The 14,901-nt window shown below is 67.7% G+C and carries 12 protein-coding genes and 1 pseudogene; 6 read left to right on the forward strand and 7 right to left on the reverse strand.

Going from position 1 to position 14,901, the window contains the following annotated elements; genetic code table 11:
• Nucleotides 1–84: 84 nt before the first annotated feature.
• From FB459_RS02605 to FB459_RS02615, 3 genes are read left to right on the forward strand one after another with little or no spacing between them, the layout of a single operon-like run.
• The gene (locus FB459_RS02605) at nucleotides 85–960 is read left to right on the forward strand and encodes a DUF5926 family protein (RefSeq protein WP_141927366.1); all 876 of its coding nucleotides are present in this window, start codon (nucleotides 85–87) and stop codon (nucleotides 958–960) included.
• Nucleotides 960–1,658 (forward strand): glycosyltransferase family 2 protein, encoded by a 699-nt coding sequence (locus FB459_RS02610; RefSeq protein WP_141927367.1) that lies wholly within the window; start codon nucleotides 960–962, stop codon nucleotides 1,656–1,658. Before FB459_RS02605 ends, FB459_RS02610 begins: the two co-directional genes overlap by 1 nt.
• The gene (locus tag FB459_RS02615) at nucleotides 1,655–3,097 is read left to right on the forward strand and encodes an MptA/MptB family glycosyltransferase (protein WP_141927368.1); all 1,443 of its coding nucleotides are present in this window, start codon (nucleotides 1,655–1,657) and stop codon (nucleotides 3,095–3,097) included. The genes FB459_RS02610 and FB459_RS02615 overlap by 4 nt, the downstream gene beginning before the upstream one ends.
• A gap of 17 nt (nucleotides 3,098–3,114) precedes the next feature.
• On the opposite strand, the gene FB459_RS02620 is transcribed toward FB459_RS02615, so the two are convergent.
• The 5 genes and pseudogenes from FB459_RS02620 to arsB all read right to left on the reverse strand — a co-directional run bounded on the left by FB459_RS02620 (nucleotide 3,115) and on the right by arsB (nucleotide 7,563).
• The gene (locus FB459_RS02620; RefSeq protein WP_129624430.1) at nucleotides 3,115–4,044 is read right to left on the reverse strand and encodes a cation diffusion facilitator family transporter; all 930 of its coding nucleotides are present in this window, start codon (nucleotides 4,042–4,044) and stop codon (nucleotides 3,115–3,117) included.
• Between the two features lie 2 nt (nucleotides 4,045–4,046).
• A pseudogene (locus FB459_RS02625) lies at nucleotides 4,047–4,157 on the reverse strand (low molecular weight phosphatase family protein); the annotation flags it as partial.
• Nucleotides 4,158–4,268: 111 nt separating this feature from the next.
• Nucleotides 4,269–6,035, reverse strand: a complete 1,767-nt coding sequence (gene arsA / locus FB459_RS02630; protein ID WP_281279518.1) for an arsenical pump-driving ATPase — start codon at nucleotides 6,033–6,035, stop codon at nucleotides 4,269–4,271.
• A gap of 12 nt (nucleotides 6,036–6,047) precedes the next feature.
• Nucleotides 6,048–6,461, reverse strand: a complete 414-nt coding sequence (gene arsD / locus FB459_RS02635) for an arsenite efflux transporter metallochaperone ArsD (protein ID WP_141927369.1) — start codon at nucleotides 6,459–6,461, stop codon at nucleotides 6,048–6,050.
• Nucleotides 6,454–7,563 carry an ACR3 family arsenite efflux transporter gene (gene arsB, locus FB459_RS02640; RefSeq protein WP_141927370.1) on the reverse strand — a complete coding sequence of 370 codons (1,110 nt, stop codon included), beginning with the start codon at nucleotides 7,561–7,563 and terminating at the stop codon, nucleotides 6,454–6,456. Before arsB ends, arsD begins: the two co-directional genes overlap by 8 nt.
• Nucleotides 7,564–7,821: 258 nt before the next feature.
• Here arsB and FB459_RS02645 point away from each other — a divergent pair, with 258 nt between their 5' ends.
• Nucleotides 7,822–8,169, forward strand: coding sequence for an ArsR/SmtB family transcription factor (locus FB459_RS02645; RefSeq protein ID WP_129624425.1), 348 nt, complete (start codon nucleotides 7,822–7,824; stop codon nucleotides 8,167–8,169).
• Between the two features lie 64 nt (nucleotides 8,170–8,233).
• Here the strand turns inward: FB459_RS02645 and FB459_RS02650 are convergent, their stop codons facing one another.
• Nucleotides 8,234–10,261, reverse strand: coding sequence for a hypothetical protein (locus tag FB459_RS02650; RefSeq protein WP_141927371.1), 2,028 nt, complete (start codon nucleotides 10,259–10,261; stop codon nucleotides 8,234–8,236).
• A 108-nt stretch (nucleotides 10,262–10,369) separates the two neighbouring features.
• On the opposite strand from FB459_RS02650, the gene FB459_RS02655 reads away from it, so the two are divergent.
• A complete protein-coding gene (locus FB459_RS02655; RefSeq protein WP_141927372.1) occupies nucleotides 10,370–11,635 on the forward strand; it encodes a glycosyltransferase 87 family protein in 1,266 nt (421 codons plus the stop codon).
• A gap of 2,081 nt (nucleotides 11,636–13,716) precedes the next feature.
• Here FB459_RS02655 and FB459_RS02660 read toward each other — a convergent pair.
• Nucleotides 13,717–14,346, reverse strand: coding sequence for a TMEM165/GDT1 family protein (locus FB459_RS02660; protein WP_141927373.1), 630 nt, complete (start codon nucleotides 14,344–14,346; stop codon nucleotides 13,717–13,719).
• 36 nt (nucleotides 14,347–14,382) lie between these two features.
• On the opposite strand from FB459_RS02660, the gene FB459_RS02665 reads away from it, so the two are divergent.
• On the forward strand, nucleotides 14,383–14,868 hold the full coding sequence (locus FB459_RS02665) for a DUF4446 family protein (RefSeq protein ID WP_211345114.1): 486 nt from the start codon (nucleotides 14,383–14,385) through the stop codon (nucleotides 14,866–14,868).
• Nucleotides 14,869–14,901: the final 33 nt, after the last annotated feature.

The raw sequence follows: 14,901 nt of genomic DNA on the forward strand, positions 1-14,901 counted from the left end.
CGTAGGCGCCGAAACCAAGGTGACGCGAGGAGCGCATTGAGCCCGGGACCGATTCGGTGCCACGGGTAGGTACGCTGACCCACCATGGGCAAGGCTTCGCGACGTAGAGCACAGAACAAGGCCGCCGGCATCAAGCCGGCGAAAGTACAACCGGCACCGTACGTCGCCCGACCCTTCGAAGGCCTGCCGAACCAGGCCCAGTGGGTCGCCATGCGCGAGATCGTGCCGGCCGCGTCCGCCCCGGTGACCGTCGAGGTCGACGGCACCAGCCACGACATCACGCTCGCCACCGTCCTGCCGATGGGTTGGCCGGCGATGAAGCGCGACACCGGCGAGATCTTCGTCGCCGTGCAGTCGCTCACCGGCTCCGGTGATGCCAGCCGCGACCTGGCCGAAGTCGTCCGCGCCGCAATCGAACTCGAGGCCGGCATGCCGCTCGAGGACGCTCCGCGCACCACCGCCGACAGCCCCCGGATGCAGGACTTCGTCAAGAGCGACGACCTCGAGGTCACCGTGCACGACGGGTTCGACTTCTGGGTCGAGGGCCAGGACCTCGACGAGGCCGGTCGTGCGTCGATGGACCGTGCGAACGAGTCCGTGTCGCCGACGGTTCGGATGAAGGACGTCCCGTCCGCGTACTGGTGTCAGATCGGTCAGCGCACCTATGTGCGTTGGATCCTCGAGGTCGACGAGGACAAGGCGACGGATGCCCTCGCGCGTCTGCACGCTGCCGGTGAGAGCGGCCTCGGCGAGGGACGTCTGCTCGGTGCATTCCGTGCGTACGGCCTGCTCGTCCCGGTGTGGGAGGTGGACGCGTCCGTGGAAGCGTCCGCGCACGACGCCGAGATGAAGGCGCTCGCCGCCCGTTTCGACAAGGCTGTGAAGAACGACGCCGCGCTCACGCCGCAGGAGCGTCGCGCCCGTAACGGCGTCGTGAGTCGCCAGATCACGCTGCGCTGATGCCGGTCCGGCAAGGGGTCATCGCGATCGTCCCGGCCAAGGACGAAGCGGCAAGGATCGAAGCCACGGTGCAGGCGGTGTTGAGCCTGCCCGAGGTGCTGAGCGTCATCGTCGTCGACGACGGGTCCGGCGACGGAACACACCAATTGGCAGCGGACGCAGGCGCTTACGTGTTGCGGCACCCGCGCACGCTCGGCAAGGCGACCGCGATGGACAGCGGTGTCGTCTACGCCGAGCAGCTCGGTTACGGCAGGAGCCCCGTGCTGTTCGTCGACGCCGATCTGGAGGACTCCGCTCACGAGATCACCCCGCTCATTCGGCCGATCCTTGCGGAGGAGGCTGACATGACCATCGCCACGTTGCCTGCGCAGAAGACCTCCGGTGGTGGCACCGGACGCGTCGTCCGACTGGCTCGTGATGGCATCCAGGAGGCCACCGGGCGACGTTTCGAGCAGCCGCTCTCCGGACAGCGCTGTCTGAACCGGGAGGCCCTCGACGAAGCTCTGCCGTTCGCCACCGGCTGGGGTGTCGAGGTCGGGATGACGATCGATGTCCTGCGGGCCGGTCTGCGCGTGCAAGAGGTGCCGGTCGCCCTGCACCACCGGGTCACCGGCACCGATCTGGGCGCGCAGTTGCATCGTGCGAATCAGTTCAAGGACGTCTGGATCGCGCTTCGCCAACGGCGGGCCAAACGGTGAGGCTGCTTCGGCAGTCACGAATCCCGTTGCTGCTGCTTGCGTTCGGCCTTCTTCTGTTGGTCGGCGCCGGCCGCACCTCCGCAGCCAAACCTCCTCTCGGACCGGGCGAGTTCGCGCCCGGCCCTTTCGTTCCCTGGTATCCCAGTGCCGCCGTCGTCACGACGATCCTGTTCGTCGCCTGCATCGCCGGAACGATCGGCGTTCTGCTCGGCCTGTTGCGGATGCCTCCGCGTCCGGCCCGGTGGTGGGCCGTCGCGCTGCTCGGCGCGGGAGCGCTGCTGACCGGACCGTTCGGTTCGGCTGACCACATCAACTACGCCGCCTACGGTCGCATCGCCGTCAGTGGTGACGACCCGTACGTCGAGTCACCGATCAAGTGGCATCAGGGCCTCGACCCGGTGGCCAGTGCCGTGCAGGCGCCGTGGCAGGACACCCCCAGCATCTACGGGCCTATCTCGACCGCGCTGCAGGCGGTCTCGTCCGCGGTCGGCGGGACGAACCTGCGCGACACCGTCTGGATCTGGCAGTGGTTCGTCGTCTTCGCCTGGGTCGCCGTGCGAATCCTGTTGCTGCGCATGGCCGCCGACGATGTCTCCCGGCGCCGCGTGGACGTGCTCTGGACCTTCAACCCACTGGTGTTCAGCGTCCTGGTGCTCGGCGCCCATGTCGACCTCATCGCCGGAGTGTTCGTGCTCGGCGCGCTCTGGGCGATGCACAAGAAGCCTGTGGCGGCAGGGATCTTCGTCGGTTCAGCCTTCGCGACGAAGGTGACCTACGGCGTCGTCCTGGTGGCGATCCTGTGGGCCTGGCGGACGCTCGACCGCGAGCGACTGAAGTCTTCCGTGCTGCGACTGTTCGGGGGTTTCGCATTGGTCGTCGTACCTGCGTATCTGATCGCCGGGCCCAACGTGCTGCGCCAGCTGAAGGCGGCCGGCGGTTCGTTCTCGTACGCGTCCCCGTGGTCGCCGGTTATCCGGGGGCTTCGCCATTTCATGCCCGAATGGGCCGTCACCGCAGTCGTTTTCGGTCTGTCCGCCGCCGGCATGATCGCGTTCGCCTGGTTCGGCTATCGGCTGGCGTGCCGACTCGGACTCGCAGACTCGATCCACGACGACCGCACCCGCGACGCCGTCCTGGGGACGTTCGTGCTGATGACCGCTTACGTGCTGCTCGCGCCGTACACACTGCCCTGGTACGACGCAGTCACCTGGATGTTGCTGCCGCTGGTGATCCCGTTCGTGTGGGACGCGATCCTGCTGGTGCGCCACCTGTTCATGACGCTGGCGTACGTGCCCGGTCGCGCCACCGGGGTCGCGCCGTCCGTGCAGGAATGGACGCTCGGGTTCCGCACCAATGTCACGCCGTACGTGTGCTGGGCCTCGCTGCTGGCGCTCGCCGCTCTCGCGTGGCGCTCAACGAAAGCAACCGACCACTCGTAGCGCAGAACCCACGCCGGTCAGGCGTGGGTCGGGTACTCGTGACCGCCGTGTGCGGGTCCCTCGAACTGGATGGTCGAGTGCTCGATCGCGAAGTCGTCCCGGAGCCTTCGCTGGACGGCGTCAAGCAGTTGCAACGTGTGCGAATCGCGGAAGCAGGTGTCGTCGACGACCAGGTGTGCGGTCAACACGGGGATCCCGGTCGCAACCTGCGTCGCGTGCAGATCGTGCACGTCACGTACGTGGGGAAGGGCCAGGATGCTTTCCCGGACGGCCACGAGATCGAGACCCGGAGGCGTCGACTCCATCAACACGTGCACCGCTTCGCGGAGCAGGCGGATGGTGCGCGGCACAATCAAGGCGACAATGACCAACGAGGCGAACGCGTCCGCCCGGGTGAAACCGGTGGTCGCGATCACCACAGCGGCAACGATCACCGCGACCGAACCGAGGGCATCGTTGGCAACCTCGAGGAACGCCGCTCGCATGTTGAGGTCGGCTGATCGCGAACCGGCCAGCACGGCCATCCCGATGGCGTTGCCCACCAGACCGACGATTCCGAAGACGACCATGGCGGTTGAAGTGATCTCGGGCGGCTCGAGCAGTCGCTGGACACTCTCGACCAGAATGAACACCCCGACGGCGAGCAGGAGCATCGCCTGCGCAGCCGCCCCGACGATCTCCGCGCGCAGGAATCCCCACGTGCGGAACGGTGTTGCCGGCCGACGCGCGAGCGTGGCGGCGAGCATCGCCATCGTCAGGCCGGCGACGTCGGTGAGCATGTGGCCGGCGTCGGCCAGCAACGCCAGGCTGCCGGACGCAATCGCGCCCACGACTTCAACGACCAGGACGGTGACGGTGATGGCAAGCACGGCCGCCAACCGTCTGCGGTGATCGACCAACCCGGACGCGTGGTCGTGGCCGTGCCCGTGTCCCTGCGCGCCGCTCACCGTTCGACCGCGCCGGCGGACAGGTGGTGGGTGTAGGCCGCGCCCATCTGCGAGCGCCCGGCATTGTGCACGCAGACGAACAGGACGGACGGGCGATCAGTGTGTTCGGACATTCGTGTTCCTTCCGGGCGGGCAGATCGGTGAATGCTCAGAGAATCTCGCGCAGCAGCGTAGTGACGCGCGCCTGATGTCGTCGCGGATTTCGCGGACGACCGAGTGGTGGGTCAGGCGGGTTGGTGGCTCGACTCGGTGAGTCGGCGGAGAGCCTGCGGGCCGTGGGGCTCGTCGGCGAGCATCGGGATCATCGCGGTGCGGTCGGCCCGTCGGCTGATTTGGTTCAGGTGTGGCTCCTCGGCGGCGGCGCGGGCGGCGAGGAACGGCGAGGTGGCGTGCGCTGCGGCCAGCGAGCCGTTCACGACCCAGGCCCACGGGTGGATCTCGGCACGCTCCAGGTCGTTCTGCAACTCGGTCGCCTCCAACACCGGGGTGGTGTCGGGCAGGGTCACGATCACGACCTTGGTCAGGTCGGGGTCGCGCAGTCGCATCAGCGGGGTGGTGTACGTGCCGGAGTCGCCCATGCTGCGGGCGATGTCGCGGTGATACGAACCGGTCGCGTCCATCAACAGCAGCGTGTGCCCCGTAGGCGCGGTGTCCATGACGACGAAGTGACGGCGGGCCTGGTTGACCATGTGGGAGAACTGTCCGAAGACGGCGACCTCTTCGGTGCACGGCGACAAGAGGTCTTCGGCCAGCCGTGCCCGACCGGCGTCGTCGAGGTTCTTGCCCTTGCTCGCCATCACCTTGTCGCGGTACTCCTGCGTGGCCAGCTGGGGATCGATGCGCGACACCGTCAGGTTGCCGACCACCTCCTGTTCCAGCACCTCGTCCAGGTGTGCGGCCGGGTCGGTGGTCGTCAGGTGAACAGCGTGCCCGCGGTCGGCGAGCGCCACGGCGATCGCAGCGGCCACCGTCGTCTTGCCGACTCCGCCCTTGCCCATGCACATGACCAGCCCGTGATCGGACGTCGCGAGTTCGTCGACGAGCCCGGCCAACGGGCCCAGGTCCAGTTGCTCGCTGCTTTCGGCGCCGTCGGGAACCTCGATGTCGGATGCAAGAAGGTTTCGGACGGCGTCCACGCCGACGACCGTGTGCGCCCGTAAAGGAACGGTGGTCAGCGGCAGAGGCTTCAGGGCGGCGGGCAAATTCTCGATGGCGTCGGTCTCTCGGCGGTGGACCGCGTCGGCCAGGTCGTCACCGGTGGCGGCTGCGGGGAGAACAGCATTGACGACGAGGTGTTGGCTGGTGATGCCGATCTGTGCGAGTTCTTCGCTGGTGCGTGCTGCTTCGCGCAAGGTCGCCTGCTGGGCTCGGGCGACCAGCACCAGTCGGGTGATGGCGGGGTCGGCCAGGCGGCGGACGGCTTCGGCGTAGACCGCGCGGGTGCGGTCGAGCCCGGCCATCGGGCCCAGGCAGGAGGCGTCTCCCTTGCCGGCGTCCAGGAAGGAGGTCCACTCACCGGGCAGTTGCAGCAGTCGGATCGTGTGTCCGGTCGGTGCGGTGTCGAAGACGACGTGGTCGTAGTCGCTGATGCGTTCGTCGTCGGCCAGGAAGCTGGTGAACTCGTTGAAAGAGGCGATCTCGGTCGTGCACGAACCCGAAAGCTGTTCGGTGATCGAGTCGAGCTCGGCCTGGGGGAGCAGGTCACGGACCGGTGCGATGATCTTCTCCCGGTAGGCCTCGGCGGCCTCGTTCGGGTCGATCTCGAGCGTATCCAGTCCGGGTACCTGGGGTACGGGCGTGATTCGGTCACCGACGGTGAGGTCGAACACCTGCCCGACATTGGATGCCGGGTCGGTCGACAGCAAAAGGACGCGCTTGCCGGATTCCGCGAGGCTCACTGCTGTTGCGCAGGCCAGCGAGGTCTTCCCGACTCCGCCCTTGCCAGTGAAGAAGACGAACCGGGGGAGTCCTTCCAGAAACGTCAAGGTCATATCGAACTCCGTTCAGCAGCAGTCGGATTCGGCGTCGGGACCGCAGGCTTTCGCGGTCGAGGACAGGCCCACATCGGTAACGCCGGCGGGAAGACCGGCCGGTGCAGTGATACCGGTGAAACGCGAGAGTTCATCGCGGTCCGGATACCGCACGGTCACTCCGTCCACCGTCGTCAACGGCAGACCGGCTGAACCCGCGACCCGCAGAAAGTCGGCGACGACTTGGTTCGCGGCAAACGCCGATGGATCGTTCCCGAGGTTGTGCCGCTCTATGTCGGCACCCTGATGCTGCAGGTGATCGAGGTCGGCGGTGAAGCGCACCAACTCCTCGTCCAGTTCCGGCCCGCAGACCCCGGTGTTGCAGCACAGCGCAGGCTCGAAGACGCGGACGGCCGGGCCCAGGATGGACGGACGCGACTCAGACATGATTCTCCTTGGAACTGTCAGTGCTGGTAGAGCGGTCGAAGCGTGGACGCAGGGCGAGGGCGACGTAGACCAGAGCGACGAGCACGGGCACTTCGATCAGTGGACCGACCACACCGGCGAGTGCTTGGCCGGAGGTGACTCCGAAGGTCGCGATCGCGACGGCAATCGCGAGTTCGAAGTTGTTTCTGGCGGCGGTGAAGGCGAGCGTCGTGGTGCGCTCGTAGCTCATGTCGAGAGCTCGGCCGAGCAGGTAACCGCCTCCCCACATGACGACGAAGTAGGCCAGGAGCGGGAGTGAGATCCGGGCAACGTCCATCGGGCGAGAGGTGATCTGTTCACCCTGCAGCGCGAACAGGATCACGATGGTGAACAGCAGGCCGTACAGCGCCCACGGGCCGATCTTCGGCAGGAAGGAACGCTCGTACGCGTCTGCGCCCCAACGCTTCTCGCCGATCCTGCGGCTCAGGTATCCGGCAAGCAAGGGGATGCCGAGGAAGATCAGAACGGACTTGGCGATCTGCCATGCGGACACGTCGAGCTGGGTCTGGTCGAGTCCGAGCCAGCCCGGCAGGACAGACAGGTAGAACCACCCGAGAGCCGCGAACGCGATGACCTGGAAGACCGAGTTGATCGCGACGAGTACGGCAGCGGCCTCCCGATCGCCGCAGGCAAGGTCGTTCCAGATGATCACCATCGCGATGCAACGGGCCAGGCCGACAATGATCAGGCCGGTGCGGTACTCCGGCAGATCGGGCAGGAAGATCCACGCGAGGACGAACATCAGGGCCGGGCCGATGATCCAGTTGAGCGCGAGGCTCGCGCCCAACAAACGCCGGTCACCGGAAACGGTGTCGAGCCGGTCGTAGCGCACCTTGGCAAGCACCGGGTACATCATCACCAGCAGTCCGATGGCGATCGGAAGCGAGACTCCGTCCAACTCCACGGCACCGAGTGTGGATCCGAGGCCGGGCACCAATCGGCCGAGCAGTAGCCCGATGACCATCGCGGCAAGGATCCAGACCGGAAGGAAGCGATCGAGAGTCGAGAGCTTGGTGGCGACCGATGGCTCGGACTTCGCGGTGTGCGTCCGCGTGTCGCTCATGGGCGTACCGCCCGGACGATCGCAGCCTTGGCGAACTCGTGCACAGGGTGTAGCAGATCCCCACGTCTGTCCATCCGCTCGCTTCGAGCGCGTCTGGGTACTCGGCCTCGCTCAGAGGTGGAGCGAGCGGAGTCGGCGTACCGCTGCCGTACCTGTTCACGGATGTCGGACCGGTCGACCATGAGTTGTCCCTCGGATTAGATGAACGTCGATACAGCAACCCTGGCGGATTGCTTCGATATTTGTCAATATGGACGGATGACGAAGCTCGCGCCTGCTCCCGCCGCCGACTGCTGTGCACCTGGTGAGCCGGCCGGACTGTGCGTCTCGGATGCCGAGGCTGCTGCGGTGCTGCTCAAGGCCGTGGCCGACCCGGTGCGGCTTCGTCTGTTCTCCCGGATCGCCGCGGTTACCGATTCGCTGTGCGTCTGCGACATTCAGGACGTCGGGGTGTCCCAGCCGACGGTCTCGCACCACCTGAAGAAACTGCGCGAAGCCGGGCTCATCGACTGCGAGCGCCGCGGCACGTGGGTGCACTACTGGCCGACCGAACTCGGCAAAGAGGTCAACCGTGCGGTGAGCACACTGGCGAGACTTCGGGCCTGACCGGCGCGGGGGCCAAGACAGCCCCGCCACGCGACCCGAGCAAGCTCGATATCCGAGGGTCGGATCAGATGTGGATCGTCGGGTCCTGCTCGCGGCGAAGGGTCTGAGCCGCGAGTGCAAGAGCGAACGCCAGGGCGAGTCCGATTCCGTTGAGCAGCAAAGCGAGTCCGGAGTCGTTGAGCACGAATCCGAAGGTCCAGAGCACCAGCAGACCGATCAAGGTCTCGCGGCCGAAGCGGACGCGGGCAAGCGCGTCATCGAGCGCCCGGCCAGGACGTGAGGTCGGTCGGGCAATCATCCAGATCAGCACGGCGAGGGCGATGGGCACGAGCGGGCTGAACGGCGTCCCGAACACCAACTGCACGTTCGCACCGAGCTTGTCCCCGACGACGCCGAGACCCTCGCCGTCGATCACCTGTTGCACGAATTTGCCCAGGTGGGTGCGGGATTCGGCCGGACGAAGCCAGTCGGCGAACGCGAGCACTGCCGCCACGGCCAGCGCGGCCACCCCGGCGAACAGCACCAGACGCAGACGCAACCGGACGGCGAGCGCGAGCAGGGCCAGCACCACGGCGGCCAGCACGACGGCCGGCGGACCGCCGAAGTCCGCTCCCCAGCCGGGCCATCCGTCGATGATCACGGTGGCCAGGCCGGCGAGGGCGATGGTGACCGCCGCGAGGCGTCGTTCACCGCGGACGATCAGCGCGCCGGCACCGAGGCCGGCCGCGATCAGGGCACTGGTGGCGAAGAGTCCGAACCCCACGTTGCCCATGCCGTAGAAGCGGCCGCCGTTGATCGGTTGCAGGCCGAGCAGCGATCCGAACTGAAGCCTCGAACCGTGCATCACGTCGGCACCGATGACCACCCAGGTGGCGATCGCGACGGCGATGATCGGGCCGGTCGGGGTGCGGCGCCACCGACCGGCGTACGCGATCGCCGCGATGATGCCTGCGAACAGCAGCGTGAACACCACCAGCCAGACCGGCGCCGCGGGCCAGGCCGCCCATGGTGACAAGGCGCTGAGGAAGGTGGCAGCCGGAACGGCGGCCCACACGGTGAGGACTGGTGGCAGCCAGCCGACGACACGAGTGCGGCTGCGCCACAGCAGGATCCCGAGGGTGAGTCCGAGCAGGGCCCAGCCGGCGAAGAACGGGACGCTGAGGTCGAACACGCCGCGCAACTGGTCGTCGGTCTGCCGCGCCTGATTGACCAGCGAGGACGACGGAGTCTCATTGGGAGCCAGTTGCAACGGTGATCCCTGCACCTGCGAGGGCACGGGACCAAGTGGTGCGAGGAATGTCGCGGTCAGGTCGGGCAACTGGACGATGCCCGACTGGCGCACGGACGCCGACCACAGCGTGCCGTGCTTCACCGAGTTTCCGAGCACGAACAGCATTCGAAGCCGTGCGTCGCCGGGCTCCTGCCGGCCGGGTCCGTCGGAGAGACCGGTGACGATCACCGTCGCGGACGCGGGGATGCCGGCGAACGCCTCGTTCAGCTGGGCCATCGTGGTGCGCGCCGAACCGCCGGATGCGTCGACGAGGGTGAGGGCGCACTTGTCGTAGCGAGCGCCTTTCGCCGAGGGGGTGAACGAGTCGACCGTGCCGTCACTGCCCAAGGCGCCCAGGGCCGCGTCCTGGCCCACGGCAGCGACGCACTTGCCGGCTGCGCGGTAGCGGTCGGCGAGCAGGCCGATCCGGTCGGCCTCGTCGGTGTTCCACGACGACCGGTCGGCGAACCTGGCACCGCTCCCGGCGACCGCCGGCTTCGGCGGATCGGTGCAGAGCGCAGGAACAGACACACCTCGTCCTGCAGAGAGGCTGAGCCAGGCGTCCGTCGAACACGTACCCGTCTTGCCGCCACGAGGCGTCACCGAACCGATCGCGCCGTAGTCGAGCGTCTCCCGCAGATCCGGGTACGCGGCGCGGGTGACATCAGCCCAGCGAAGACCGGGTGCGGCGATCACGACGATCGACCGGTCGGCCTTCAGATCGGTGCGGTCGGGGGCGCGATCGACCAGGTTCACGAACCCCAGGAGAGCGGCGAAGGAGACCAGAGCAGCCAGGACGACGAGGGTGTACCGGCGGGTCATGCGCTCAAGGGTAGGCGTCCACCCGTGCTGCAGTTCGACGGTGCCGAGCTGCGACCGCCGCATGATCCCGGGACTCGCCTGCTGCCGGTGGACAGGCACAATGTCCGGGTGACCGATCAGACCCGCCGCCGACTCGCCTGGGTCGGTGCGGCGGCCCTGATCCTGGCCTCACTCGCACCGCTCGTCTGGCTGCACCTGATCGATGCCCGGCCGGGTCGCTGGCAGGTGGACCTGGAGGTCTACCGCAATGCCGGCATCTCCCACCTGATCGGCCGGCCGGTGTACGAGTCGCTCACGCCGCCGCCGCAGCTGCTGCCGTTCACCTACCCGCCGTTCCCGTCGATGCTCGCGGTCCCGCTGGCACTCATTCCGTTTCACGTCGCCGGCGTGCTCTGGTACGCGCTCCAGGCACTGACCAATGTCGCGATCGTCTGGATCGTCGGACGACGCTGGTGGACCAAGCCAGAATGGTGGCGTCCGCTGACCTTCGGTCTGGCGCTCGCGGTCGCCCAGCACATGCTGCCTGTCACCGACGGGTTCCGGTTCGCGCAGGTCGGTGCGTTCCTGCTGCTGCTCGTGCTGGCCGACTTCACCCGGTGGCGTCCGGTGCGTCGGATCCCGTTCGGTGTGTTGACCGGGTTCGCCGCCGCGATCAAGCTCACCCCGGCGATCTTCATCGTTCACCTCGCGATCACCCGTCAGTGGCGCGCGTTCTGGACCGCGACCGGCACAGCGGCTGGGCTCACGCTCCTGGCTGCGGCGGTCGACTTCCAGACCTCGGTCGACTTCTGGTTCGGCGCGTTGCTCGACCCTCACCGGCTCGGTTCCAACGCCGGTGTCTCCAACCAGTCGATCCGCGGCATGATCTACCGCCTGCGTGGCGACAACCTGGCCGGGTCCTTGATCTGGATCGTGCTGGTGGTGGCCGTCCTGTTCGTCGGGATGCGGATCGCCAAGCAGGCCCACGAACGGCGCAACACTCTCGCTGCGGTCGCCGCGGTCGCCCTGGTTGGTGTGCTCATCTCGCCGGTGTCCTGGATCCACCACCACAACTGGCTGTTGGTGGTCTTCCCGGTGCTGATCAGTCTCGCGGGACGCGACCGCAAGCGGCTGGCGATCATCGGGCTGCTGTTCGTGACGTACACGCTCAAGTGGCCGTGGTGGGCGTTCTGGGCGATGAACTCCCCGGGCGACATCGCGACCGACTGGTCGCTCAACCCGTTCTGGCAGCTGTTGGCGAACAGCTACGTCATCGCTGCGTTCGGGGCTCTCCTGCTGATCGGGAAATGGCTGCGATCCGCGCCCGTTGCATCACGACCAGCGGAGCCAGCAGCATCAGCCCGGCCGCAGGGATCCCCGTCCCCGAGTCGTTGACCGCGAAGCCGATGATCCAGCAAACGGTGACGGCGGCCATTCCGTTCTGCAGCACCGGCAGGTGCGCGAAGATCGGGCGCAGTGGTGCACCCAACGGGGTTTGCGGGCGCAGCAGGACGTAGCTCAGCAGCAACGGGATCAGCGGCACGAGCAGCGACAACGGACTCTCGGTCAGCATGTTCCAGTTCGCCTGCCACACCCGCTCGGCGCGGGAGAAGTTGCCGTTCATCACGGCTTGGGCGAAGAAGTCACCCAGGTGGGTCCGTTCGGTCGGGCCGCGCAGGTAGTCCAAGGCCGCCATGCCGACGACGACCAATCCCGCGGCCGCGCTGATGATCAGGAAGCGCAACCAGGTCAGGCGCAGCCCGGCGGCGTTGATCGTGAGGTACGCGAACGCGGGGAGCATCGCGATCGGCCCGCCGGCTTCGGCACCCCACCCGGGGTAACCGTCGACGACGATCGCCGCCACGCCGACCAGGGCCACGGTGAGCGCTGCCAGTCCGTGACGTCCCTCGTCGTGCCGGGTCAGCGGGCTGGCGACGATCGCGGCGAACAACAGGGCCGCGGTCGCGAAGAAGGCGAAACCTACGTTGCCCATGCCGAAGAAGCGTCCGCCGTACACCGGTTGAAGTCCGAACATCGACAGCAGTTGCAGGTCGTCCCCGTGGGTGACGTCCAGGGCGATCACCGTTCCCGTGATCAGACACAGCGCGGCCGTCGAACCACCGAGCCAGCGCCGCCACGGCCCCAGCAGAGCGACCGCTGCCAGTATGACTGCGATGAGCACGACCCCGCCGACGAGAAAAAGTCTGGGCCGGTCGTGCCGCCACCACGGGTAGGCGTTGACCAGGAAGGTCGACACCGGCATTGCGACGGCGGTCGCCGCGACGAAGGCGACGAACTGGTGCGCTGCTGCGCGCAGCTTGTCGCGGCCGCGGGCGGCCAGCACCATTGCATACCCGGCAGCGAGGAGCACGACGATCACGACGTAGAAGCCGATGACGAAGTCCCGGACCGTCGCGTGCTCGACGTGCAGCGCGTGGCTGAGTTCAGCCGTACGCAGCACCGGAGCGGTCGGACTGCCGGACGGCTGGACCAGCAGGTTGCGTCCCTCGGGCAGGTTCGGGGCCTTGTCGCCTGCGCGGGAGAAGATGAACGCGGACAGGTCGGTGAGCTGGACGATGCCGCGCTGACGGGTCGAGGCCGACGTGAGCAGCCCGTGCTGGACGCCGGGGCCGACCACGACCACGGGGTGCAGGCGCTCCGGACCGGCGTCGTCCCCGAAGGAGCCGACCACAATCGTCGAGCGCGGGGGAGCGCTGTCGAGAATGCGCCGCAGGAAGGTGTCGTCCGGACGGTCGAGGCTGATGAAGGTGATGTTGCATCGGTTGATGTCGACCGCGCGAGGGTCCGGGGAGTAGTGCCCGACGACGCCGTTCCTGTCGGCGGCGCCGAGGGCCGCGTCCCGGCCGCCGGCAGCGATGCACCGCCCGGACGTGGACTGGCTGAACAGGCTGCCGACGGCACCGATCGGAGCCGGCTGCTGGCGCGCCAGCGTGGCCCGTCGCCAGGACGGCCAGTCGGGGAAGTTTGCCGAACCATCCGGGTACGTTTCGGGTGCGGGTGTCACCGGGCACGGTTCGGTGGGTTCGCCGGGCGGGGTCGCGCGCACGGATTTCCACAGGGTGGTGCGGACCCCGGCGGAGAGGCTGAGCCAACTGTGCGGCGAGCAACTGTGATCGGACATGCCGCGGGTCGTCATCGCGCCGACCGCACCCTCCCGGGCGAGGTCCCACAGGGCGGACGTACGTGCGTCCGGACCGTCGGTCAGCGTCAGGCCGCGAACCGAGATGACGATGAGCGGACCGGGTTGGTCGCTCACCGGCTGGACCTTTGGTCGGGCCTGGACAGCAGACCACGCGACCGACGCTGCGATGCACGCCATCACCGTGAATGCGGTGATGAGGATCCAGCGGCGCAGCATCAGGTCAGCCTAGGTGCCCCGCCTGTGCCGTACCGAAACGAAAGGCGGCCCCGGGTTCGATCGTGACGAACGCTTCACCCGCAGCTGGCAGCGTTGCTCACAGGGGCAGCCAGTGCGGCAGGTCGACCCCCGCCAGCTGCAGCGCCATCGTGGCGGCGAAGAACAGGCAGATGCAGCCGGCGATGCGTCGGATCGTGGCCAGCCGGATGCGCTGCAGCAAGGTGCGTCCGAGCAGCGCGGCCAGACCGGAGACCAGCGCCAGCGCAAGGAAGGCGCCGACGCCGACCGCCCACGGGTTGCCGCCGCGGGCCACGAATCCGGCGGTGGCGAGCTGGGACAGGTCGCCCCACTCGGCGAGGAACAGCACCAGGAAGCTGGTCGAGATGACCTTCAGGCCCTGGGCCGATTTCGTCGCCTTGGCACCGAACTCCTCCTCGACCTCGTGCTCCTCCTCGTCCGCCCTTGATGCGCCCTTGAGCAGCAGCACACCGGCAACGAAGAACAACACCATGACGACGGCCTTGACCGGCGTTTCGGGCAGCCGTCCGAGCAGGCCACCGAACGCGACCGCGACGACCGTCTGCACGAGGAAGGCGGATGCGACGCCGATCCAGACCAGCAGTGGCCGGTACTTCGTCGACAACACCAAGGTGGCGATGAACGTCTTGTCCGGGAGTTCGAGGATGAAGAGCGTCGTGAAGACGGTGAAGGCGAGTGCGAGATCCATGTCCGCGCCAGGTTAGTGCCCGACTAACCTGCCCAGGTGACCTCCACCGCTGTGGCGCTGCTCGCCCTCGTCGTCGCGGTGCTCGCATTGGCGGGTGCTGCGGTGGCCGTCCTGCGTCTGCGCGCGGTGCAGCGCAACTTCGAGGTGCTCTGGGGCTCCAGCGAACGCGGTCACGATGTTGCATCCGTGGTGAAGGCGGAGCACGACCGCATTAGTGCACTCGACCAGCGGATCACCGCACTCGCAGGACGCGTGGATGGAGTGCACGAGCACGTCGCCGCCGGGCTGCGACACGTCTCGGTGGTCCGTTACGACGCGTTCGGCGACATGGGCGGACGCCTGTCGTTCTCGGCCGCGATCCTGGACGACTCCGGGGATGGTCTGGTGATCAGTTCGATCCATGCCCGCGGTGAGTCACGCACCTACGCCAAGGGCGTGATCGACGGGCGCAGCGAGATCACGCTGTCACCCGAAGAGCGCCAGGCCCTCGCTGCGGCGCGATCGGACCACCGCGATGCCTGAGCGCCGATTCTTGCGACTTGCAACGGCACCCGC

Source organism: Yimella lutea (assembly GCF_006715095.1).
In the GTDB taxonomy this organism is placed as follows: domain Bacteria; phylum Actinomycetota; class Actinomycetes; order Actinomycetales; family Dermatophilaceae; genus Yimella; species Yimella lutea.

Bases quoted from the DNA above. Each gene is read 5' to 3' on its own strand.
- FB459_RS02605 (WP_141927366.1), top strand. From the start codon at position 85: ATGGGCAAGGCTTCGCGACGTAGAGCACAGAACAAGGCCGCCGGCATC.
- FB459_RS02610 (WP_141927367.1), top strand. From the start codon at position 960: ATGCCGGTCCGGCAAGGGGTCATCGCGATCGTCCCGGCCAAGGACGAA.
- arsA (WP_281279518.1), bottom strand. From the start codon at position 6,035: ATGACCTTGACGTTTCTGGAAGGACTCCCCCGGTTCGTCTTCTTCACT.
- arsD (WP_141927369.1), bottom strand. From the start codon at position 6,461: ATGTCTGAGTCGCGTCCGTCCATCCTGGGCCCGGCCGTCCGCGTCTTC.
- arsB (WP_141927370.1), bottom strand. From the start codon at position 7,563: ATGAGCGACACGCGGACGCACACCGCGAAGTCCGAGCCATCGGTCGCC.
- FB459_RS02645 (WP_129624425.1), top strand. From the start codon at position 7,822: ATGACGAAGCTCGCGCCTGCTCCCGCCGCCGACTGCTGTGCACCTGGT.
- FB459_RS02650 (WP_141927371.1), bottom strand. From the start codon at position 10,261: ATGACCCGCCGGTACACCCTCGTCGTCCTGGCTGCTCTGGTCTCCTTC.
- FB459_RS02660 (WP_141927373.1), bottom strand. From the start codon at position 14,346: ATGGATCTCGCACTCGCCTTCACCGTCTTCACGACGCTCTTCATCCTC.